Raw genomic sequence first — 19,622 nt, 5'->3', positions numbered from 1 at the left:
GCGGCCGGCGGGCCCCCGCGCGGCTCACGGCGTGGTCGACCCGGCGGCGCACCTCCGCGGTGCGCCGCCGGGGACGGGTGTCAGAACGGTGGCGGGTCGTCGGCCGGGTCGGCCGGTGGGAGCGTCCCGGTCGCGCCGGGTGGTGGGTCGCGCTCCGGTGGTGGGCGCATGCCCGGTGGGCGGGTGGTGCGGGTGATGCCCGACGGGGTGGTCACGGTCAGCACCCCGTCCGGGCTCATGGAGAAGTGCCAGCCGCGGGCGAAGGTCTTGAGGCGGTGGTGGCTGCGGCACAGGCAGCACAGGTTGGCGCAGTCGGTCTTCCCGCCGTGGGCGTGGGGGATGACGTGGTCGGCGTCGGCCCAGCCGACCCGTTGGCCGCAGGTGGGGAAGCGGCAGGTGCGGTCACGGGTGCGCACGAACCGCTGCTGCGGCCGGGTCGGCGTGTAACGGTCGGTGGGCTCGGGCCGGTCGAGCACCGGGCACTGGCACCCGCCGTTGGCCTCACCGTCGGGGTGGTCGGGGCAGCCGCGGCGGGCGAGCGTGCGGGCCTGGTCGAGGGGAGTGGTGGCGTGCAGGGTGCCGTCGTCGTCGGTGAGCGCGAGGGTGACCGACCCGCCGTCGGGAACGCCGACACCGAGGGCGTCGAGTTGGCGCAGTAGTTCGCGCAGCACCGCGGCGGTGATCGGGATGCCGTTGACCTCACCGGGCTCGGCCGACCGGCCGGCCAGCGCGGACAGGGTGGCGATGATCTGCAGGTGCGCGGTCACCGGCGGCCGGCTCGGGTCACCGGCGCCCAGGAACAGGGCGGTGAACACCTCGGTGCGGATCACCCCGATCGGCCGCCGGTCACCGGCGTCCACGGCCAGCCGCGCGAGCCGCTCCACCACCTCCATGCACATCGCGGCGACCTCGGCGGGCAGCTCGGCGATCATCACCGCCATCCCGTCCTGCGCCGAGGGCACGATCCGGACGTCGGCGGTGCGCGTCGCGTCGTCCTTCTTCCGCTCGGCCGCGTCGGGGTCGAGTTCGAGCAGCGCCTGGACCGCGCGCTTGCGCAGCGTCCGCGTCGTCCACTCCGCAGCCCGAGGCAGGAGGCGGGCCTCGATCCGTCGGGCCAGCGCGGGGGCGGTCCACTGCAGCACGTCGACCAGCACCATGGCGCGGCGCTCGTCCAGCTGCCCGGCCCGCAGCGCGGCCCAGGTGGCGGGCAGGCTCTCCCGGTAGGTCCAGGCGCGCTTGGCGAGGGTCGTGGCGGTGGGGCGGCCGACGTTGAGCACGACCGCCAGTTCCGCGGTGAAGAACTCCGACACCCCGGGCAACTCGGGATCCGGCGCCCACGACCCCGACCGCGCACCCGGCGTGCCGGGCGGCGGGTCGTCGTCGTCGGGGGAGTCGTCGGCCAGGCCGAGGACGAGTTCCGCCTCGTAGGCGGCGGTCTGGGCCTTCAGCGCGGCCAGGCGCTGCAGCTCGCGCGCCTTGTGCTCACGCGAGAGCAACGCCACCGGCAGCCGGCGGAACGTCAGGGGCTGCTCGGCGAGCACCGCGGTGAGCGCGAGCTCGATCGGCGACACGTACTGCCCGCCCGCCGACATGGACCGAACCTACGACCGGGGTACGACAGTTCTCGCAGGTCAGCGGCACAGGAGGAAGGGCGATCTCAGGCGCGGGAGGGCCGCCTTTCGCGCGCGGAAGGCGGACCGGCGAGACTCGGCGGGCACCGGTACGACGACGAGAGGGACGACGTGGCACTCCTGGACGACGGCGCGTGGCAGGGCAGGATCTGGACGGGCACCTGGACCGACGGGTCCGGCGGCACCTACGACGCGGTCGAGCCGGCCACCGGCGACGTCATCGCGCCGGTCGGCAAGGCGACGCCGGAGGACGTCCTCGCGGCGGCCGAGCGGGCCGCCGAGGCGCAGCGCGCGTGGGCCGCGACCCCGTTCGAGGACCGCGCCCGGGTGCTGCGCCGCGCCGGGCAGGTGCTCGAGGAGCACGCCGACGAGATCAAGGGCTGGCTGGCCCGGGAGTCCGGGGCGATCCAGCCCTTCGGCGACTTCCAGGTCCACACCAGCGCCCAGGAGTGCTACGAGGCCTCCGCGCTGCCGAGCCACCCCTACGGCGAGCTGCTGCGCACCGGCTCCCCGCGGCTGAGCTTCGCCCGCCGCGTGCCGGCCGGCGTCGTCGGCGTGATCGCGCCGTTCAACGTGCCGACGATCCTGGCGATCCGCGCGATCGCCCCCGCGCTGGCGCTCGGCAACGCCGTCGTCCTCAAGCCCGACCCGCGCACCGCCATCTCCGGCGGCGCCGTCTTCGCCCGCGTCTTCGAGGAGGCGGGGCTCCCGGCCGGCGTCTTCCAGGTGCTGCCCGGCGGGGCCGACGTCGGCGAGGCGCTGGTGACCGCGCCGCAGGTGCGGGTCATCGCCTTCACCGGCTCCACGAAGGCGGGCCGGATCGTCGGCGCGCTCGCCGGCCAGCACCTCAAGCGGGCGCACCTCGAGCTCGGCGGAAACTCCGCGCTGATCGTGCTGCCCGACGTCGACGTGACCGCGGCCGCCAGCGTCGGCGCCTGGGGCACCTTCGCGCACCAGGGCCAGATCTGCATGGCGACCAGCCGGCACCTGGTGCACGAGTCGATCGCCGAGGAGTACACCGCCGTCCTCACCGAGAAGGTCGAGAAGCTTCCGGTCGGCGACCCGTTCCGCGAGCAGGTGGCGATGGGCCCGCTCATCGACGCCGGCCAGCGCGACCGCGTGCACGGGCTGGTCACCGCCAGCGTCGACCGGGGCGCCACCGTGCGCACCGGCGGCACCTACGAGGGCCTCTTCTACCGGCCCACGGTCCTCGGCGGCGTCGCGGTCGACCACCCGGCCTACCAGGAGGAGATCTTCGGCCCGGTCGCCCCGGTGACGCCGTTCAGCAGCCTCGACGAGGTCGCGCGCCTGGCCGCCGGCACCGAGTACGGCCTGAGCCTGGGCATCCTCACCCGCGACGTCTACGCCGGTCTCGAGCTCGCCGAGCGCATCCCGTCGGGCCTGGTGCACATCAACGACCAGACGGTCAACGACGAGGCGGTCGCCCCGTTCGGCGGCGTCGGCGCCTCGGGCACCGGCTCCCGGCACGGTGGCCCGCAGGCCAACATCGAGGCCTTCACCGAGACGCAGTGGGTGACCGTCCGCGGCGACCTGCCCGCCTACCCGTTCTGAGCGCGACCCTCGACCCCGGGCGCAGCCTGCCGTAGCGTTCGCCAGGCGAAGCGCGGTTCGCCGCGCCCGGGGTGAGGAGTCGGGATGACCAGCACGGCACTGCCGCACGACGAGGACGCCGGTCCGCAGCTGGTCCGCGACGGCGCCCCGGTCGAGTACGTGCGCGCGCTCGACCGCGGCCTCGCCGTCGTCCGCGCGTTCGACGCCGCCCACCCCCGCCGCACCCTCGCCGAGGTGGCCCGTGCCGTCGGCCTGGCGCCGGCCACCGCCCGCCGGCTGCTGCACACGCTGCAGTCGCTGGACTACGTGGGCACCGACGGGCAGGTGTGGTGGCTGCGCCCGCGGCTGCTGGAGCTCGGCCAGGCCTACCTCGCCACCACCAGCGTGTGGGACGTCGTCCGCGAGCGGCTGGCCCGGCTGACCGAGGAGGTGCAGGAGACCGCGTCGGCGGGCGTGCTCTCCGGTGACGACGTCGTCTACACCGTCCGCGTGCCCTATCGGCGGATCATGGCCATGCAGGTCGACGTCGGCTCGCGCATCCCCGCCTTCGCCTCCTCCATGGGCCGCGTGCTGCTCGCCGCGCTCGACGACGACGCCCTCGAGGACGCGCTCGGCCGGGCCGACCTGCGGCCGATCACCCCGCACACCGTCTCCAGCGTCGATGCGCTGCGCGCGGTGGTCACCGGCGTCCGCGAGCAGGGCTGGTGCCTGCTGGAGCAGGAGCTCGAGGCCGGCATCCAGTGCGTCGCCGCGCCGGTGCACGACGCCTCCGGTGCGGTGCTCGCCGCCGTCACCGTCTCCAGCCACACCACCCGGGTGCCGCCGGAGGAGCTCCGTGAGCGGATCCTGCCCGCGCTGCTGCGCGCCGCCCGCGACATAGACGAGGACCTGCGGCTGCGGGGCTGAGTCCCACGTCCCCGCCGGACCGCGGGCCCGCGGCGAGCCGCCGGACCGCGGGCCCGCGGCGAGCCGCCGGACCGCCGGTCAGCGGCGGACGGCCACCCGGTAGCCGGTCGGGAACAGCTCCACCCGCCCGCGGGTGAGCCCCCACAGGCCCCGCGGCGCGAGCAGCGTCACCGCGATGGCCACCCCGCCGACCACGACCAGGTACCAGTTGCCGAGGTCGGCCAGCGAGTCCTGCAGCAGGTAGAAGACCAGCGCGCCGAGCACAGGCCCCTCGATCGTGCCGATCCCGCCGATGACGACGACGAAGACCATGATCGCGGCGTAGTCGACGCTGAAGATCGACCCCGGCTGCACGCGGAGAGTGTTGGCCACGATCATCGCCCCGGCCAGCCCGCAGCCGGCCGCCGCGACGACGTAGACCAGCCGCTTCGCGCGGGTCACCCGCACCCCGGCCGACGACGCCGCCGTCGGGTCGTCGCGGATCGCGGTCAGCGCGAGGCCCAGCCGCGAGCGCATGAGCAGGTACACCCCGACCACCACGACGACGGCGATGCCGAGCGACATCCAGTAGACGAACGCGATGCGGTACAGCGGCTCGATGCCGGAGAACGCGGTGAGCGAGGCCCCCGACCCGGCGCCGACGGCGTCGACCTGGGTGACCAGCAGCCGCACCACCTCGGCGATCACCCAGGTGCCGATGGCGAAGTAGCCGCCGGACAACCGGAACGCCAGGTACGACGTCGGCCAGGCCACAAGCGCGCACACCAGCGCGGCCACGGGCACCGACAGGAACGGGTCGACGCCCACGGTCTCGGCGAGGTACACCAGCCCGTAGCCGCCGATGCCGATGTAGGCCTGCTGGCCGATGGAGACCATGCCGCCGTAGCCGGCCAGCAGGTTCCACATCGTGCCGAGCACGACGAGGGCGAACAGGCCGACGAGGTCGACCTGGGTGCCGCGGGAGACCAGGTAGGGCAGGTAGCCGAGGACCGCGACGACGGCGACCAGCCCCGCGCCGCCGGCCCAGGCGGCCCGCCCACCGCGGCGGACGCGCGGGACCGAACCGGTGCCGGCGGCCGTGCGGGGGGCGTCGAGCTGGGTCACGCGGTCACCGCCGAGGGGAACAGGCCGCGCGGCTTGACCGCCAGCACGGCGAGGAAGACCAGGTGCCCGGCGAGCACCCCGTAGGCCGGGTCGACCGCCGCGCCGAGCCCCTGGGCGACGCCGAGCACGATGCCGCCGGCGAGGGTGCCCCACAGCGAGCCGAGCCCGCCGATGACGACCGCCTCGAACGCGAAGATCAGCGTGGTGGCGCCCGCGGCCGGGTCGAAGGTGGAGCGCGCGCCGAGGAACACCCCGGCGACGGCGACGGTGGCCAGCGCGAGCGCCGTCGCGACCGCGTAGATGCGCCGGTCGTCGACGCCCATGAGCCGCGCGGCCTCCGGGTCGTCGCTGGCCGCGCGCATGGCCCGGCCGGTGCGGGTGCGGGCGAGGAACCGGCCGAGCCCGGCGATCACGGCCACGCCGGTGAGCGCCGCGAGCAGCGGGAACCAGCCGATCGACAGCCCGTCGGCGATCCGCACGCCCGACGTGCCGAGCGCGCCGACCGACAGCCGCTGGTTGTCGGCGGAGAACGCCTCCAGCAGCACGTTCTGCAGCACGATGGCCAGGCCGAAGGTGACCAGCAGCGGCGCGAGCTCCCCGCCGCGCAGTGCCCGGTCGAGCAGCCCGCGCTGCAGCAGGTAGCCGATCGCCGCCATCGCGGGCACCACGAGCAGCAGCGCGAGGAACGGGTGCAGCCCGAGCGCGCGGCCGAGGACGAGTGCCCCGTAGGCGGCGACGACGGCGAGCACGCCGTGCGCGAGGTTGACGATGCGCATGACGCCGAAGACCAGCGACAGCCCCGCGGCGACCAGCGCGTACAGCCCCCCGAGCAGCACGCCCTGGACGACGGCGTTGACCCAGCTCATCGCGCCACCCCGAAGTAGGCCGCGGCCAGCGCGGTGCGGTCGATCCGCTCGGCCGGGCCCTCCAGCACGGTCCGGCCCTCGAGCAGGCACTGCACCCGGTCGGCCACGGCCATCGCCTGGTGCACGTCCTGCTCGACGACGAGGACCGTCGTGCCCTGGCCGGTGATCCGCGGCAGCGCCGCGTACAGCTGCGCCACCACCACCGGCGCCAGCCCCAGCGACACCTCGTCGAGCAGCAGCAGCCGCGGGTTGGCCATGAGCGCCCGCCCGATCGCCACCGCCTGCTGCTCGCCGCCGGAGAGGTTGGCCGCGGGCCGCGACCGGCGCTCGGCGACCAGCGGGAAGAGCTCGTAGACGGCGGCGAGGTCCCACGGCCCGCGGCGCCGGGCGTAGCCGCCGACGAGCAGGTTCTCCTCGACCGACAGCGAGGGGAACAGCCGCCGGCCCTCCGGGCTCATCGCGATGCCGCGGGCCACCCGCGCGTGCGCGGGCAGGGCGGTGACGTCGTCGCCGTCGAGCCGGACCGCCCCGCGGCGCGGGCGCAACAGGCCGCACACCGTGCGCAGCAGCGTCGACTTCCCGGCGCCGTTGGCCCCGACCAGCGCGAGCGTCTCGCCCTCGGCCACCGCCACCGACAGCCCGGGCAGCGCGACCGCGTCGCCGTAGGCGACCTCGACGTCGTCGACCTCCAGCAGCGGAGCGCTCACGGGGTCCCCTCCACCACCGGGTCGTCGGTGCCGATCGTCGAGCCGAGGTAGACCTCGACCACCTGGGGGTCGGCGAGCACCGCACGGGGCTCGCCCACGGCCAGCACCCGCCCGTAGGTCAGGCACATGAGCCGGGTGACGACGGCGACCAGCGCGTGCACGACGTGCTCGATCCACACCACCGCCACGCCCTGCCGGCCGAGGTCGCGGACGGTCTCCACCAGCGCCGGCACCTCGGCCTCGGTGAGCCCTCCGGCGATCTCGTCGAGCAGCACCAGCCGCGGGCCGGTGGCCAGCGCCCGCGCCAGCTCCAGCCGCTTGCGGTCCAGCAGGCGCAGGGCTCCGGCCGGGGTGTCGGCGACGCCGGTGAGGCCCGCGGTCTCCAGCGCCCGCCACGCCCCCTCGGCCGCCGCCCGGCCGCGGGCTCCGGTGCCGAACGAGGCGGCGACCAGCGCGTTCTCGAACACCGTCATGCCGCCGAAGGGGCGCGGCACCTGGTAGCTGCGGCCGATCCCGGCGCGGCACCGGGCCGCCGCGCCGGACCGGGTGACGTCGGCGCCGTCGAGCCGGACGGTGCCGGCGTCGGGCGACAGCACCCCGTTGACGACGTTGAGCAGGGTGGACTTCCCGGCGCCGTTGGGCCCGACGATGCCGAACGCCTCGCCGGGCGCGACCGACAGGGACACGTCGTCGAGGACGGTCAGCCGGCCGAAGCGCTTGCCGACCCCGGTGACCTCCAGCAACGGTGCGGTCATCGGGGGAGGGGCTCCACGGTCCCGGCGGTGGGGATCTCCGGCGCCTCGCTGTTGCTGACCACGACCAGCTCGAAGGGGTGCTCGCCGCCCTCCGTCGCCCGCCACTGCCCGCCGACCAGCGGCGTCTTGGCGACGTTGGGCACGGGGCCCGCGGTCCAGTCGAGGTCGCCCACGACGGTGGACACCTGCAGCGAGGACAGCGCGTCGGCGACGGCCTGCGCCTCGGTGCTGCCGGCCTCCTCCAGCGCGGCGACGGTGACCTCGAACAGCGCGTGGACGAAGCCGACCGGCTGGGTCCACTGCCGCCCGGTGTCGGTCTCGTAGGCGTCGGCCAGCTCCTGCGCGCCCTGCCCGGTCAGCGAGCTGGTGAACGGGTGCTGCGGGCTCCACCAGACCTCGGTGGCCAGGCCGTCGGCGGTGGGGCCGATCGCCTCGACGGCCGACGGGAACAGGATCGCCTTGGCCACCGTGGCGATCACCGGCCGGTAGCCCTGCTGCTGGGCCTGCTGCCAGAAGGTGGCGAAGTCCGGCGGGATCGGGACGCCGGCCATGATCTGCGCGTCCGCTCCGCGGTAGGCCGAGATCTGCGCGGAGAAGTCCTGGGTGCCGTTCTCGTAGAGGCCTGGGTCGGTGATCGCGTAGCCGTTGGGCTCGACGGCCTGCGGGAAGTCCGCGCTCCACGCGTTGCCGTCGGGGTCGTTGGGCCACAGGGCGCCGACCTGCCGGTTGGTCTGCACCTGGCCCCACATGTCCTGGTAGACGGCCTCGACGTCCTCCAGGCCCCAGAAGAAGTGGTAGGTCCAGTCGAAGGCCTCGTCCTCGGTGCCGCCACGGCCGAAGAAGAACGGCTGCCACGGCGCGACCGTGGTGATGCAGGGGACGCCGTTGGCCTCGCACTGGTCGGCGACCGGGTTGACGGTGTCCGGCGTCGAGGCGGCGAGCACGACGTCGGCGCCGTCGTCGTTGATGAGCTCGGCGGCCACCTCCCCGGCCCGGACGCTGTCGGACTGGGTGTCCTTGACGACGATCTCGACCTGGTACTCGGTGCCGCCGACCTCCACCGGCGAGTCGGCGAAGTACTGCTCCATCTGGTCGACGACGAAGGCGTCGGCCTCGCCGAAGGCGGCCAGGGCGCCGGTCTGCGGCGTCACGTAGCCGATGGTGAGCGTGGCGTCGCCGCCGCTGCCACCGCCCTCACCGCCGCCGAGCTCGCCGCCGCAGGCGGTCAGGGTCAGGAGCGCGGCCCCGGACAGGGCGAGCCACCGGGGTCCCGGGGACGACGGACTGCGCTGCACGGCTGCTCCTCGTCGAGAGTCGTTCGCCTGACGAACGCCAGTACGCCTGGCGACGGCTCGTCGGCGAGGGGAGTGAACTGCGTGCGCGGTCGGTGTGTCAACGGTCACGATCCGGTCGTGACCGGGCCGTGCCGCGGCCGGAGTGCGGGGATTGACGTGACCGGCACCACGCCGTTGACTGTGCACGCACCGAAGCGTCGTTCGTCTGGCGAAGTCCGCCGGACCGTTCCCCGCCGAAGAGGAGCCCGCGCGCATGCCCACCGTCGAGACCGACGTCCTCGTCATCGGCACCGGCCCGGCCGGGTCGGCCGCCGCGCTGGCTCTGGCCACCTACGGCGTCCGGACCACGGTCATCACCAAGTACGGCCGGCTCGCCGACACCCCGCGGGCGCACATCACCAACCAGCGCACGATGGAGGCGCTGCGCGACCTCGGCGTCGAGGAGGAGGTGATGGCCGAGGCCACCCCGCAGCACCTCATGGGCAACCTCGTCTACTGCACCTCGATCGCCGGCGAGGAGCTCGGCCGGCTGCACAGCTGGGGCACCCGGCCCGACCGGCTGGCCGACTACTCCGCGGCCAGCCCCTCCCGCATGTGCGACATGCCGCAGGACCTCATGGAGCCGGTGCTGCTGCACAACGCGCAGTCCCGCGGCGCGCACGTCCGCTTCGACACCGAGTACCTGTCCCTCGAGCAGGACGACGAGGGCGTCACCGTGCACGTGCGCGACCGGCTGCGCGGCGACGAGTACGACATCCGCGCGCGCTACGTCGTCGGCGCCGACGGCGGCCGCAGCCTGGTGGCCGAGCACGTGGGGCTCCCGCTGCGCGGGCAGATGGGCGTCGCGGGCAGCATCAACATCGTCTTCGAGGCCGACCTGTCCCACCTGGTCGCCGACCGGCCGTCGGTCCTGTACTGGGTGCTGCAGCCGGGGGCCGACGTCGGCGGGATCGGCGCGGGCCTGGTCCGCATGGTCCGGCCCTGGCACAAGTGGCTCATCGTCTGGGGCTACGACATCGACGGCCCCGCGCCCGACCTCTCCGAGGAGTACGCGCTCGGCATCGTGCACCGGCTGATCGGCGACGACTCGGTGCCGGTGACGATCACCTCCAGCTCGGCCTGGACGGTCAACCACCTCGCCGCGGAGCGGTACTCGGCCGGCCGTGTCTTCTGCGCCGGCGACGCCGTCCACCGGCACCCGCCGTCGAACGGGCTGGGCTCCAACACCTCCATCCAGGACGCCTACAACCTGGCGTGGAAGCTCGCCCTGGTGGTCCGCGGGCAGGCCGGGCCGGGGCTGCTGGAGAGCTACTCCGCGGAGCGCGCGCCGGTGGGCCGGCAGGTGGTGGACCGGGCGAACCAGAGCATCGCCGACACCGCACGGATCTTCGACGCGCTCGGGCTCACGAACACCGCCGACCCGGAGCTGATGGTCGCGCACATGGCCGCCCGCAAGGAGGCGACGCCGGAGGCGGAGAAGCAGCGGGCCGCGCTGCGGGAGGCCATCGCGTTCAAGGACTACGAGTTCAACTGCCACGGCGTGGAGATGGACCAGCGCTACGAGTCCACCGCCGTCGTGCCCGACGGCACGCCGCCCGAGGAGCCGGTGCGCGACCCCGAGCTGTACTCGCACCCCACCTCGCGGCCGGGCGCCAAGCTGCCGCACGCCTGGGTCACCGCCGACCGGCGCCGGCAGGTGTCCACGCTCGACCTCGGCGGGCACGGGCGCTTCACCGTCTTCACCGGCATCGGCGGCGAGGCCTGGGTGCGCGCGGCGCAGGAGGTGGGGGAGCGGCTCGGCGTCGAGGTGGCCGCCGTCGTCATCGGCCCGGGCCGCGAGTACGACGACCTCTACGGCGACTGGGCGCGGGTGCGCGGCACCGACGACGGCGGCGCGCTGCTCGTCCGCCCCGACAACTACGTGGCCTACCGCTCGGCGGGCGCGGTCGCCGACGCCGCGACCGCCCTCGAGGACGCGCTGCGCACCGTCCTGGACCGGGCCCTGTGACCGCCGAGGTGACGGGCGAGGGAACCGGGGAGCTGTTCAGCGAGGAGCGCTCGGCCGACGTCGTCGCGGCCAGCTTCGCGGGCACCCCCGACCCGCGGCTGCGGCAGGTGATGACCTCGCTGGTCCGCCACCTGCACGCGTTCGTCAAGGACGTCGAGCTCACCGAGGAGGAGTGGGCGTTCGCGATCGACTTCCTCACCCGCACCGGCCACACGAGCGACGACGTCCGGCAGGAGTTCATCCTGCTGTCCGACGTCCTCGGGGTCTCGATGCTGGTGGAGACGATCAACCACCGCGCGGGCGGCACCTCCACCGAGTCGACCGTGCTCGGCCCGTTCCACATGGTGGAGTCCCCGCCCCGGCAGCTCGGCGACGACATCGCCCTCGACGGCAAGGGCACCCCGTGCCTGGTGTCCGGGCAGGTCACCGGCCCGGACGGCGAGCCGCTGGCCGGCGCGACCGTCGACGTCTGGCAGACCAACGAGGACGGCTTCTACGACGTCCAGCAGCCCGACGTCCAGCCGCCGGGGAACCTGCGCGGGCTGTTCACCGCCGACGGCGACGGCCGGTTCTGGTTCCGCTCGGTCGTGCCGCGCTTCTACCCGATCCCCGACGACGGCCCGGTCGGGCAGCTGCTGGCCGCCACCGGCCGGCACCCGAACCGCCCCGCGCACCTGCACTTCATCGTCGCCGCCCCGGGCTACCGGCCGGTGACCACGCACGTGTTCGTCGCCGACTCCCCGTACCTGGACTCCGACGCCGTGTTCGGCGTCAAGGAGTCGCTGGTGCGCGAGGTCCCGGAGGTCGACGACCCGGCCCGCGCCGCCGAGGTCGGGCTGGCCAACCCGTTCCGCACGCTGACCTTCGACCTGACGCTGCTGCGGGAGGGGCAGGCGCCGCCGGCCGCCCAGCCGGCCGACGCGCAGCCGACCGTCGTGCGCGGGGCGCCGGCGTGATCGCGCCGTTCACCTACCAGGCGCTGCCGATGCGGGTCGTGTTCGGCCCCGGCGTCGTGGCGCGGCTGCCCGACGAGGTGGCCGCCCTCGGGCTCACCCGGGTGCTGGTGCTGTGCTCCCCGGAGCAGGAGGACACCGGCCGCGCGGTCGCCGCCGCGCTCGGCGACCGGGCGGCCGGGGTGCTCGCCGAGGCGCGCATGCACGTGCCCGTGGAGGTGGCCACCCGCGCCCGCGAGCTCGCCCGAGAGCTCGGTGCCGACGGCTGCGTGGCGGTCGGCGGCGGCTCGGCCGTGGGGCTGGGCAAGGCGATCGCGCTGGAGCACGGGCTGCCGGTGGTCGCCGTCCCCACCACCTACGCCGGCTCGGAGATGACCCCGGTGTGGGGGCTCACCGAGGCGGGGGAGAAGCGCACCGGCCGCGACGTCCGGGTGCTCCCGGTGAGCGTCGTCTACGACCCCGAGCTCACCCTCGGCCTGCCGCCCGGGATGTCGGCGACCTCCGGGCTCAACGCCGTGGCGCACGCCGTCGAGGGCCTGTACGCCCCCGACGCGACGCCGATCGTGTCGCTCATGGCCGAGGAGGGCGCCCGGGCGCTGGTCGCCGCGCTGCCCCGCGTCGTGGCCGACGGCGCCGACCTCGACGCCCGCTCGGAGGCCCAGTACGGCGCCTGGTTGTGCGGCGCGGTGCTCGCCGCCACCACCATGTCGCTGCACCACAAGCTCTGCCACACCCTCGGCGGCACACTGGACCTGCCGCACGCGCCCACGCACACCGTCGTCCTGCCGCACGCGCTGGCGTTCAACCAGCCCGCGGCGCCCGGCGCGGTGGCCGCCCTGTCGCGGGCGCTCGGCGGGGCGCCGGACCCCGCGCGGGCGCTGTGGGAGCTGGCCGGCCGGCTCGGCGCCCCGCGCTCGCTGCGGGAGCTCGGCATGGCGGAGGCGGACGTCGACCGGATCGCCGACCTCGCCGTGGCCAACCCGTACGCCAACCCCCGCCCGGTCACCCGCGACGGCGTCGCCGCGCTGCTGCGCGCCGCCTGGGCCGGCGAGCCCCCGGAGCCGCTGCCCGTCTAGCGGCGCAGGCGCAGCGTCTGCCCGGGGCGGAGCTGCGCGCAGCGGTCGACGTCGGCGTCGTCGACGTAGCCGGCCACCGGGTAGCCGCCGGTGACCGGGGCGTCGGCGAGGAAGAGCACCGGCTGCCCGGCCGGCGGCACCTGCACCGCCCCGCGGACCAGGCCCTCGCTGGGCAGCTCGGCGTCGACCGCGCGCTCCAGGCGCGGGCCGGTCAACCGCAGGCCCACCCGGTTGCTCTCGGCGGTGACCGTCCAGGGGCCCGCGAGCGCCTCCCGCGCGGCGGCGGTCAGCCAGTCCGCGCGTGGGCCGGGCAGCAGTCGCACGGTCACCTCGCCGCCGGGCGGGTCGGCTCCCGGCGCGAGGTCGACGGCGGGGAACGGGCCGGCGTCGCCGCCCACCGGCAGCACGTCGCCGGCGCGCAGGACCGGGGGCCCGAGGCCGGCCAGCACGTCGGTGGACCGCGACCCGAGCACGGGCGCGACGGCGAACCCGCCCCGGACGGCGAGGTAGGTGCGCAACCCGGCGGGCGGGGTGCCGAGCGCGAGCGTGGCGCCGGCCCGCAGCGGGCCCGGGGCGGTGTGCACCGGGCTGCCGGGGCAGCGCGCGCCGGTGGTGACGACGAGCAGGTCGGCGTCCGCGCGCACGGCGAGCCCGCCGAGCGTCGCCTCGAGCACCGCCGCGCCGGGGGCGTTGCCCACCAGCCGGTTGGCCAGCTCCGCCGCCGCCCGGTCGGCCGCCCCGGACCGGCCGACGCCGATCCCCGCCAGCCCGGGCCGGCCGCGGTCCTGCACGGTGGTGAGCGGGCCGGGCGCGAGCACCGTCAGCACGGCACGAACCGCACGCGCACGCCCGGCCGCAGCAGCGCGGCCGGGTCGCGGGCCAGGTCGAACACGGCGACGTCGGTGCGCCCGACCAGCTGCCAGCCGCCCGGCGACTCCCGCGGGTAGACGCCGGTGAACCCGCCGGCCACCGCCACCGCCCCGGCCGGCACCCGCGTGCGGGGCGACGGCCGGCGCGGCACGTCCCAGCCACCGCCGGCCGGGGTGAGGTAGCCGAAGCCGGGCGCGAACCCGGAGAACGCCACCGTCCACTCCGTGTCGGCGTGCCGGGCCACGACCTCCTCCGGCGCCACGCCCAGGTGCGCGGCGACGTCGGCGAGGTCCGCCCCGTCGTAGACGACCGGCAGCTCGACCAGGCCCGCGTCGGCGCGGCCGCCGGGCCGCGGCGTCACCCGCCGGAGCGCCGCCTCGACGGCGTCGAGGGAGGTCACCTCGGGGTCCACGACCAGCAGCACCGTGCGCGCCGCCGGCACCAGGTCGACGACGCCCGGCGGCCGGTCGGCCTCCAGCGCCGCGTGCAGGGCGAGCACCGCGTCGAGGTCGGCGACCTCGACGAGCAGCGCGGCCGAGCCGCTGGGCAGCACCCGCATCACGCGGCGAAGGGCGCGAGGTCGACCCCCGCGTCGGTGAGGGCCGACCGCACCCGGCGGGCGATGTCCACCGCGCCCGGGGTGTCGCCGTGCACGCAGATCGAGTCCGGCGCGAGCCGCAGCAGGCCGCCGTCGACGTCGCGGACCTCCCCGCCGGTCGCCATCGCCACGCAGCGGCGGGTGATCTCGTCGGCGTCGGTGAGGACGGCGCCGGGCAGCCGGCGGGACACCAGCGTCCCCTCCGGCGTGTACGCGCGGTCGGCGAAGGCCTCCGCCACCGTGCGCAGGCCGGCGTCGGCCGCCAGCCGCAGGAACGCCGAGCCGGGCAGGCCGAGGACCGGCAGCGTGCGGTCGTAGTCCACGACGGCGCGGACGACGGCCGCCGCCTGCTCCTCGTGGGTGACGATCGCGTTGTAGAGCGCGCCGTGCGGCTTGACGTAGCGCACCCGCGTGCCGGCGACGCGGGCGAACGCCTCCAGCGCGCCCACCTGGTAGAGCACGTCCTGGGTCAGCGCGTCGGGCTCGACGTCGACGAACCGCCGGCCGAAGCCGGCGAGGTCGCGGTAGCCCACCTGCGCGCCGATCGCGACGCCGGCGGCCGCGGCCCGGTCGCACACCCTCCGCAGGATCACCGGGTCCCCGGCGTGGAAGCCGCAGGCGACGTTGGCGCTGGTGACCACGCCGAGCAGCGCGTCGTCGTCGCCGAGCGTCCACTGGCCGAAGCCCTCGCCGAGGTCGGAGTTGAGGTCCATGCGTGCGGAGGTCACGGGGTGTCCCCTCAGGCGAAGAGGTCGATGACCGGGCGGACCGAGTTCACCGCGAGGTAGAGGGTGCCCAGCCACGCCACCCACCCGACCACCAGCAGCCAGCGGGGGTACCGGTAGCCGCCGAGCAGGTCGGTGCGCCGGGTGGCCACCCAGAGCAGCACGGCGATCCCGATGGGGAGCAGCAGCCCGTTGAAGGCGCCGGCGAACACGAGCAGCGTCGTCGGCGCGGTCCCCGCCAGCAGGAACGCCAGCGTGGTGACGGCGATGAAGCCGACGACCAGCAGGGTGCGGGTGCGGTCGGAGGTCCGGGTCCGCGAGGTCACGAACGACACCGACGTGTACGAGGCGCCGATGACGCTGGTGATCGACGCCGCCCACAGCACCACGCCGAACACCCGCAGACCCACCTCCCCGGCGGCGACCTCGAAGGCCGACGCGGCCTGGTTCTCCGGGTCCAGCGCCGCCCCGCCGGCCACGACACCGAGGATCGCCAGGAACAGGACGACCCGCATGATCCCGGTGACGACGATGCCGGTGACCGACCCGCGGGTGATGTCGCGGACGTGGGCGGGGCCGGTGACGCCGGAGTCGAGCAGCCGGTGGGCGCCCGCGTAGACGATGTAGCCGCCGATCGTGCCGCCGACCAGCGTGGTGATCGCGAGGACGTCGACGGTCTCGGGCAGCACGACGTTGCGCAGCGCCGTCCCCACCGGCGGGCCGGAGGTGACCGCGATGTAGGTGGTCAGCAGGATCATCGCCAGGCCGAGCACCACGACGATCCGGTCGACGGCGACGCCGGCGCGCCTGCTGAGGAAGACCCCGATCGCCACCAGCGCCGACAGCGCGCCCCCGATCCGGGGGTCGAGGCCGAACATCGCGTCGGTGCCCAGGCCGGAGCCCGCCACGTTGCCCACGTTGAACACCAGGCCGCCGACGACGAGCAGGCCGGCCATGAGCCAGCCCAGGCCGGGCAGGACGAGGTTGCCGAGCTCCTGCGCCCGACGTCCGGAGACGCCGACGACCCGCCAGACGTTCAGCTGCAGGGCGATGTCGATGACGATCGAGACGGCGATCGCGAAGGCGAACGCGGCGCCGAGCTGGACGGTGAACGTCGTCGTCTGGGTGATGAACCCGGGGCCGATGGCCGAGGTGGCCATGAGGAACATCGCGCCCAGGACGGTCGAGCGGGTGCTCGCCGACATGCGGCCGCCGGTCGGGGCGGCGGTCTCGTCAGGGGCGACGGGACGGTCGGCAGGCGGGTGCGACATCGGCGCTCCGGGGTGTCGGTCGGCGTGCGTGCGGAGGGCGTCGTCCGGTGCGGGGGCGCTGCTGCCCGCCGCCGGGGACGCTAGCCAGGCGCCCCGGGGCCCGCAAAGCGGCCGGACGTGCCGCGCCGTCGCGCGGATCGGCTCCGGCCCGGACGCCTAGGCTGACGCCCATCGCCGCAGGGACCCTCCCACCCGGCGGACGAGGACGGAGCCGCGATGACGACGCGCGACCTGGTGGTGATCGGGGCCTCCGCCGGGGGCGTCGAGGCGCTGCGCGAACTGCTCGCCGGCCTGCCCGAGGACCTGCCGGCGGCCGTGCTGGTGACGCTGCACATCCCGTCGTCCGGCCGCAGTGCGCTGGCCGCCGTCCTCGGCCGGGTCTCGGCCCTGCCGGTGCGTTCGGCCGAGGACGGGATGCCGCTGACGCCGGGGACGGTGACCGTCGCCGTCCCCGACCGGCACCTGCTCGTCGTCGACGGGCACCTGTCCCTCTCCCGCGGCCCGCGGGAGAACGGGCACCGCCCGGCGGTCGACGTGCTGTTCCGCTCGGCAGCCCGCGCCCGGGGGCCGCGCGTGGTGAGCCTCGTCCTCTCCGGCGCCCTGGACGACGGGACCGCCGGCACCATCGCCGTCCGGGCGCGCGGCGGCGTCGGGCTCGCGCAGGACCCGGAGGAGGCCCTGTACGCGAGCATGCCCCTGCACGCCGCGGAGATCGGCGGCGCCGACCACGTGGTCCCGCTCGCCGGGATGCCCGCCCTGCTCGACCGGCTCACACGCGAGGCGGTCGACGCCGCGGACGTGCTGCCGCCCACCGACCTCATGACGACGGAGACGGAGATGGCCCAGTTGGACCCCGGCGCGATGGACGCCGACGAGCGCCCGGGTACGCCCTCGGGGTTCGGCTGCCCGAGCTGCCACGGGTCGCTGTTCTCGATCACCGAGGGCGGCATGGAGCGCTACCGCTGCCGGGTGGGACACGCCTGGTCGCCGGAGGCGCTGGCCGCCGAGCAGGCCCAGGCGCTCGAGGGGGCGCTGTGGATGGCGCTGCGCGGCCTCGAGGAGCGCGCGGCGCTCAGCCTGCGGATGGGCGAGCGGGCGGTGGCCAACGGGCACCGGCACAGCGCGACCGCCTTCCGCCGCCGGCACGACGAGGCGCTGCGGGCCGCCGGCCTGCTGCGCGGGATGCTCGAGCGCGGGACGCTCGACGGCGGGGACGTCCCCGACGACGCCGACGACGTCCTCGGCGACCCCGCGGACCGGCAGGGGGCCTGACCGATGGCACAGGACGGGCCGCGGGCCGCGGACGGGCCGGCCGACGACCTGCGGGCCGATGACCTGCGGGCCGATGACCCGGGGGCCGACGAGCTGCTCGACGACGCCGAGTACGGCACCGAGGACGTCGCCGGCGACGAGGAGGCCCCCGACCTGTTCACCGACGCCGCGGCCGGGCTCGACCCGGACTTCGAGGCGCTGCTGGTCTACCTGCGCGAGCGGCGGGGGTTCGACTTCACCGGTTACAAGCGGCCCAGCCTGGTCCGTCGCGTGCAGCGCCGCATGGGCGAGGTGGGCATCGAGTCGGTCGCGGAGTACCAGGACTTCCTGGAGGTCCACCCCGACGAGTTCCCGCCGCTGTTCAACACCATCCTGATCAACGTCACGAGCTTCTTCCGCGACCGGCCGGCCTGGGACCACCTGCGCGACCGGCTGCTGCCGGACCTGCTCGCCACCGCCGGCCCGGTCATCCGGGTGTGGAGCGCGGGCTCGGCGTCCGGCCAGGAGGCCTACAGCCTGGCCATCCTGCTGGCCGAGACGCTGGGCGTGGACGAGTTCCGCGAGCGCGTGAAGATCTACGCCACCGACGTCGACGAGGAGGCGCTGACGCAGGCCCGCCAGGCGCTGTTCACCGAGCGGGAGATGACGGGCCTCACGCCCGAGCAGGTGGAGCGCTACTTCACCCAGGAGGGCAGCCGCTTCGCGTTCCGCAAGGACCTGCGGCGCTCGGTGATCTTCGGGCGCAACGACCTGGTGCAGGACGCGCCGATCTCGCACGTCGACCTGCTGCTGTGCCGCAACACGCTCATGTACTTCAACGCCGAGACGCAGAACCGCATCCTCGGCCGGCTGCACTTCGCCCTCGCGCCCCACGGGCTGCTGTTCCTGGGCAAGGCGGAGATGCTGCTCTCCCACGCCCAGCTGTTCCTGCCGGTCGACCTGACCCGCCGGTTCTTCCGCAAGCGGGACGCGAGGACGGCGCTGGAGCGGCGCGTGCTGCCGGCCGCCCCGGAGGTCGACGTCCAGGCCGGGATCGGCGACCTCGCCCGGCTGCGTCGGGCGGCCATGGTCTCCTCGCCCGGCGCGCAGCTCGTCCTCGACGCCGACGGCCGGCTGGCCATGGTGAACTCCCACGCCGAGCGGCTGTTCCGGGTGGAGGACCGCGACGTCGGCCGGCCCTTCCAGGACCTCGAGGTCTCCTACCGGCCGGTGGAGCTGCGCGCGGCGATCGCCGAGGCCGTGGGTACGCGGCGTCCCGTGTGGCTGCGCGGCGTGGAGCGTCACCAGCCCGGCGCCGAGGCCCTCGTCTTCGACGTCCAGGTGGTGCCGCTGACCCGGGAGGACGGCAGCCCGCTCGGCTGCACCGTCGTCTTCGAGGACGTCACCCACTACCGGCGCCTGCAGCGCGAGCTGGAGTACGCCAACCGGCAGCTGGAGACCGCCTACGAGGAGCTGCAGTCGACCAACGAGGAGCTGGAGACCACCAACGAGGAGCTCCAGTCGACGGTCGAGGAGCTGGAGACCACCAACGAGGAGCTCCAGTCGACCAACGAGGAGCTCGAGACGATGAACGAGGAGCTCCAGTCGATGAACGACGAGCTCCACACGACCAACGAGGAGCTGCGGGCCAGCACCGAGGAGGTCGCCACCCTCTACGAGTTCATGTCCGGCGTGCTGTCGAGTTTCCGGGCCGGGGTGGTCGTCGTCGACCAGGACCTGCGGGTGCTCGCCTGGAACGCCGCGGCCGAGGACCTGTGGGGCCTGCGGCAGGACGAGGTCGTGGACCAGTACCTGCTCAACCTCGACGTCGGCCTGCCCGTGTCGCAGCTGCACGCGCTGCTGCGCCGGCAGGTGGCCGGGGACGGCCCCGCCCACGAGACGGTCGTGCTGCAGGCGGTGAACCGCCGGGGCCGCGCGGTGCAGATCCGGGTCACGGTGAGCGCGTTCACGCCGGGGAGCGGCGGGCGCAGCGGCGCGGTGGTCCTCATGGACCCGGCCGACTGACGGCGCGTG

17 protein-coding genes are annotated in these 19,622 nt (G+C 75.3%); 7 read left to right on the top strand and 10 right to left on the bottom strand.

The window, feature by feature from the left end:
- Window positions 1–80: 80 nt before the first annotated feature.
- Window positions 81–1,592 (bottom strand): HNH endonuclease signature motif containing protein, encoded by a 1,512-nt coding sequence (locus BUE37_RS10680; protein WP_073420155.1) that lies wholly within the window; start codon window positions 1,590–1,592, stop codon window positions 81–83.
- A gap of 150 nt (window positions 1,593–1,742) precedes the next feature.
- On the opposite strand from BUE37_RS10680, the gene BUE37_RS10675 reads away from it, so the two are divergent.
- Together BUE37_RS10675 and BUE37_RS10670 are read left to right on the top strand one after the other, a co-directional pair.
- Entirely contained in the window at window positions 1,743–3,203 is a 1,461-nt protein-coding gene (locus BUE37_RS10675; RefSeq protein ID WP_073420154.1) for a benzaldehyde dehydrogenase, read from the top strand.
- Window positions 3,204–3,287: 84 nt separating this feature from the next.
- The gene (locus tag BUE37_RS10670; protein WP_083628551.1) at window positions 3,288–4,109 is read left to right on the top strand and encodes an IclR family transcriptional regulator domain-containing protein; all 822 of its coding nucleotides are present in this window, start codon (window positions 3,288–3,290) and stop codon (window positions 4,107–4,109) included.
- A gap of 78 nt (window positions 4,110–4,187) precedes the next feature.
- Here the strand turns inward: BUE37_RS10670 and BUE37_RS10665 are convergent, their stop codons facing one another.
- From BUE37_RS10665 to BUE37_RS10645, 5 genes are read right to left on the bottom strand one after another with little or no spacing between them, the layout of a single operon-like run.
- The gene (locus BUE37_RS10665; RefSeq protein WP_073420153.1) at window positions 4,188–5,213 is read right to left on the bottom strand and encodes a branched-chain amino acid ABC transporter permease; all 1,026 of its coding nucleotides are present in this window, start codon (window positions 5,211–5,213) and stop codon (window positions 4,188–4,190) included.
- Window positions 5,210–6,079, bottom strand: a complete 870-nt coding sequence (locus BUE37_RS10660; RefSeq protein ID WP_073420152.1) for a branched-chain amino acid ABC transporter permease — start codon at window positions 6,077–6,079, stop codon at window positions 5,210–5,212. The genes BUE37_RS10665 and BUE37_RS10660 overlap by 4 nt, the downstream gene beginning before the upstream one ends.
- Window positions 6,076–6,786, bottom strand: coding sequence for an ABC transporter ATP-binding protein (locus BUE37_RS10655; protein ID WP_217651205.1), 711 nt, complete (start codon window positions 6,784–6,786; stop codon window positions 6,076–6,078). Before BUE37_RS10655 ends, BUE37_RS10660 begins: the two co-directional genes overlap by 4 nt.
- Complete coding sequence (locus tag BUE37_RS10650) at window positions 6,783–7,541, bottom strand: ABC transporter ATP-binding protein (protein ID WP_073420151.1); 759 nt, start codon at window positions 7,539–7,541, stop codon at window positions 6,783–6,785. Before BUE37_RS10650 ends, BUE37_RS10655 begins: the two co-directional genes overlap by 4 nt.
- Window positions 7,538–8,836, bottom strand: a complete 1,299-nt coding sequence (locus tag BUE37_RS10645) for an ABC transporter substrate-binding protein (RefSeq protein WP_073420150.1) — start codon at window positions 8,834–8,836, stop codon at window positions 7,538–7,540. Before BUE37_RS10645 ends, BUE37_RS10650 begins: the two co-directional genes overlap by 4 nt.
- Window positions 8,837–9,089: 253 nt before the next feature.
- Between BUE37_RS10645 and BUE37_RS10640 the strand changes: the two genes are divergently transcribed.
- Genes BUE37_RS10640 through BUE37_RS10630 form a run of 3 tightly spaced genes read left to right on the top strand, consistent with a single transcriptional unit; the run spans window position 9,090 to window position 12,873 of the window.
- On the top strand, window positions 9,090–10,844 hold the full coding sequence (locus BUE37_RS10640) for an FAD-dependent oxidoreductase (RefSeq protein ID WP_073420149.1): 1,755 nt from the start codon (window positions 9,090–9,092) through the stop codon (window positions 10,842–10,844).
- Window positions 10,841–11,800: an intradiol ring-cleavage dioxygenase gene (locus tag BUE37_RS10635; RefSeq protein WP_245794502.1), complete on the top strand. Its 960-nt coding sequence runs from the start codon at window positions 10,841–10,843 to the stop codon at window positions 11,798–11,800. Before BUE37_RS10640 ends, BUE37_RS10635 begins: the two co-directional genes overlap by 4 nt.
- Window positions 11,797–12,873, top strand: a complete 1,077-nt coding sequence (locus BUE37_RS10630; protein WP_139252922.1) for a maleylacetate reductase — start codon at window positions 11,797–11,799, stop codon at window positions 12,871–12,873. The genes BUE37_RS10635 and BUE37_RS10630 overlap by 4 nt, the downstream gene beginning before the upstream one ends.
- On the opposite strand, the gene BUE37_RS10625 is transcribed toward BUE37_RS10630, so the two are convergent.
- From BUE37_RS10625 to BUE37_RS10610, 4 genes are read right to left on the bottom strand one after another with little or no spacing between them, the layout of a single operon-like run.
- Window positions 12,870–13,700: a 5-oxoprolinase subunit C family protein gene (locus BUE37_RS10625; protein WP_073420148.1), complete on the bottom strand. Its 831-nt coding sequence runs from the start codon at window positions 13,698–13,700 to the stop codon at window positions 12,870–12,872. The two genes, BUE37_RS10630 and BUE37_RS10625, sit on opposite strands and share 4 nt — an antisense overlap.
- Window positions 13,694–14,302, bottom strand: a complete 609-nt coding sequence (locus tag BUE37_RS10620; RefSeq protein WP_073420730.1) for a 5-oxoprolinase subunit B family protein — start codon at window positions 14,300–14,302, stop codon at window positions 13,694–13,696. Before BUE37_RS10620 ends, BUE37_RS10625 begins: the two co-directional genes overlap by 7 nt.
- The gene (locus BUE37_RS10615; RefSeq protein ID WP_245794500.1) at window positions 14,302–15,069 is read right to left on the bottom strand and encodes a LamB/YcsF family protein; all 768 of its coding nucleotides are present in this window, start codon (window positions 15,067–15,069) and stop codon (window positions 14,302–14,304) included. Before BUE37_RS10615 ends, BUE37_RS10620 begins: the two co-directional genes overlap by 1 nt.
- An 11-nt stretch (window positions 15,070–15,080) precedes the next feature.
- Window positions 15,081–16,337, bottom strand: coding sequence for an NRAMP family divalent metal transporter (locus BUE37_RS10610; protein WP_083628550.1), 1,257 nt, complete (start codon window positions 16,335–16,337; stop codon window positions 15,081–15,083).
- Window positions 16,338–16,553: 216 nt separating this feature from the next.
- On the opposite strand from BUE37_RS10610, the gene BUE37_RS10605 reads away from it, so the two are divergent.
- Window positions 16,554–17,609 (top strand): chemotaxis protein CheB, encoded by a 1,056-nt coding sequence (locus tag BUE37_RS10605; RefSeq protein WP_073420147.1) that lies wholly within the window; start codon window positions 16,554–16,556, stop codon window positions 17,607–17,609.
- A 3-nt stretch (window positions 17,610–17,612) separates the two neighbouring features.
- Complete coding sequence (locus BUE37_RS10600; protein ID WP_083628549.1) at window positions 17,613–19,613, top strand: CheR family methyltransferase; 2,001 nt, start codon at window positions 17,613–17,615, stop codon at window positions 19,611–19,613.
- The last annotated feature ends 9 nt before the right edge of the window (window positions 19,614–19,622 follow it).

Origin of the sequence: Geodermatophilus nigrescens (assembly GCF_900129495.1) — a bacterium.
Lineage (GTDB): Bacteria > Actinomycetota > Actinomycetes > Mycobacteriales > Geodermatophilaceae > Geodermatophilus > Geodermatophilus nigrescens.
The sequence above is the reverse complement of the archived record's forward strand: the minus strand, read 5'-3'. Positions and strand labels throughout refer to the sequence as shown.

Excerpts from the sequence above, each read along its gene's own strand:
- BUE37_RS10620 (WP_073420730.1), bottom strand. The coding sequence starts at position 14,302 with ATGCGGGTGCTGCCCAGCGGCTCGGCCGCGCTGCTCGTCGAGGTCGCC.
- BUE37_RS10650 (WP_073420151.1), bottom strand. The coding sequence starts at position 7,541 with ATGACCGCACCGTTGCTGGAGGTCACCGGGGTCGGCAAGCGCTTCGGC.
- BUE37_RS10660 (WP_073420152.1), bottom strand. The coding sequence starts at position 6,079 with ATGAGCTGGGTCAACGCCGTCGTCCAGGGCGTGCTGCTCGGGGGGCTG.
- BUE37_RS10605 (WP_073420147.1), top strand. The coding sequence starts at position 16,554 with ATGACGACGCGCGACCTGGTGGTGATCGGGGCCTCCGCCGGGGGCGTC.
- BUE37_RS10600 (WP_083628549.1), top strand. The coding sequence starts at position 17,613 with ATGGCACAGGACGGGCCGCGGGCCGCGGACGGGCCGGCCGACGACCTG.
- BUE37_RS10610 (WP_083628550.1), bottom strand. The coding sequence starts at position 16,337 with ATGTCGCACCCGCCTGCCGACCGTCCCGTCGCCCCTGACGAGACCGCC.
- BUE37_RS10670 (WP_083628551.1), top strand. The coding sequence starts at position 3,288 with ATGACCAGCACGGCACTGCCGCACGACGAGGACGCCGGTCCGCAGCTG.
- BUE37_RS10680 (WP_073420155.1), bottom strand. The coding sequence starts at position 1,592 with ATGTCGGCGGGCGGGCAGTACGTGTCGCCGATCGAGCTCGCGCTCACC.
- BUE37_RS10640 (WP_073420149.1), top strand. The coding sequence starts at position 9,090 with ATGCCCACCGTCGAGACCGACGTCCTCGTCATCGGCACCGGCCCGGCC.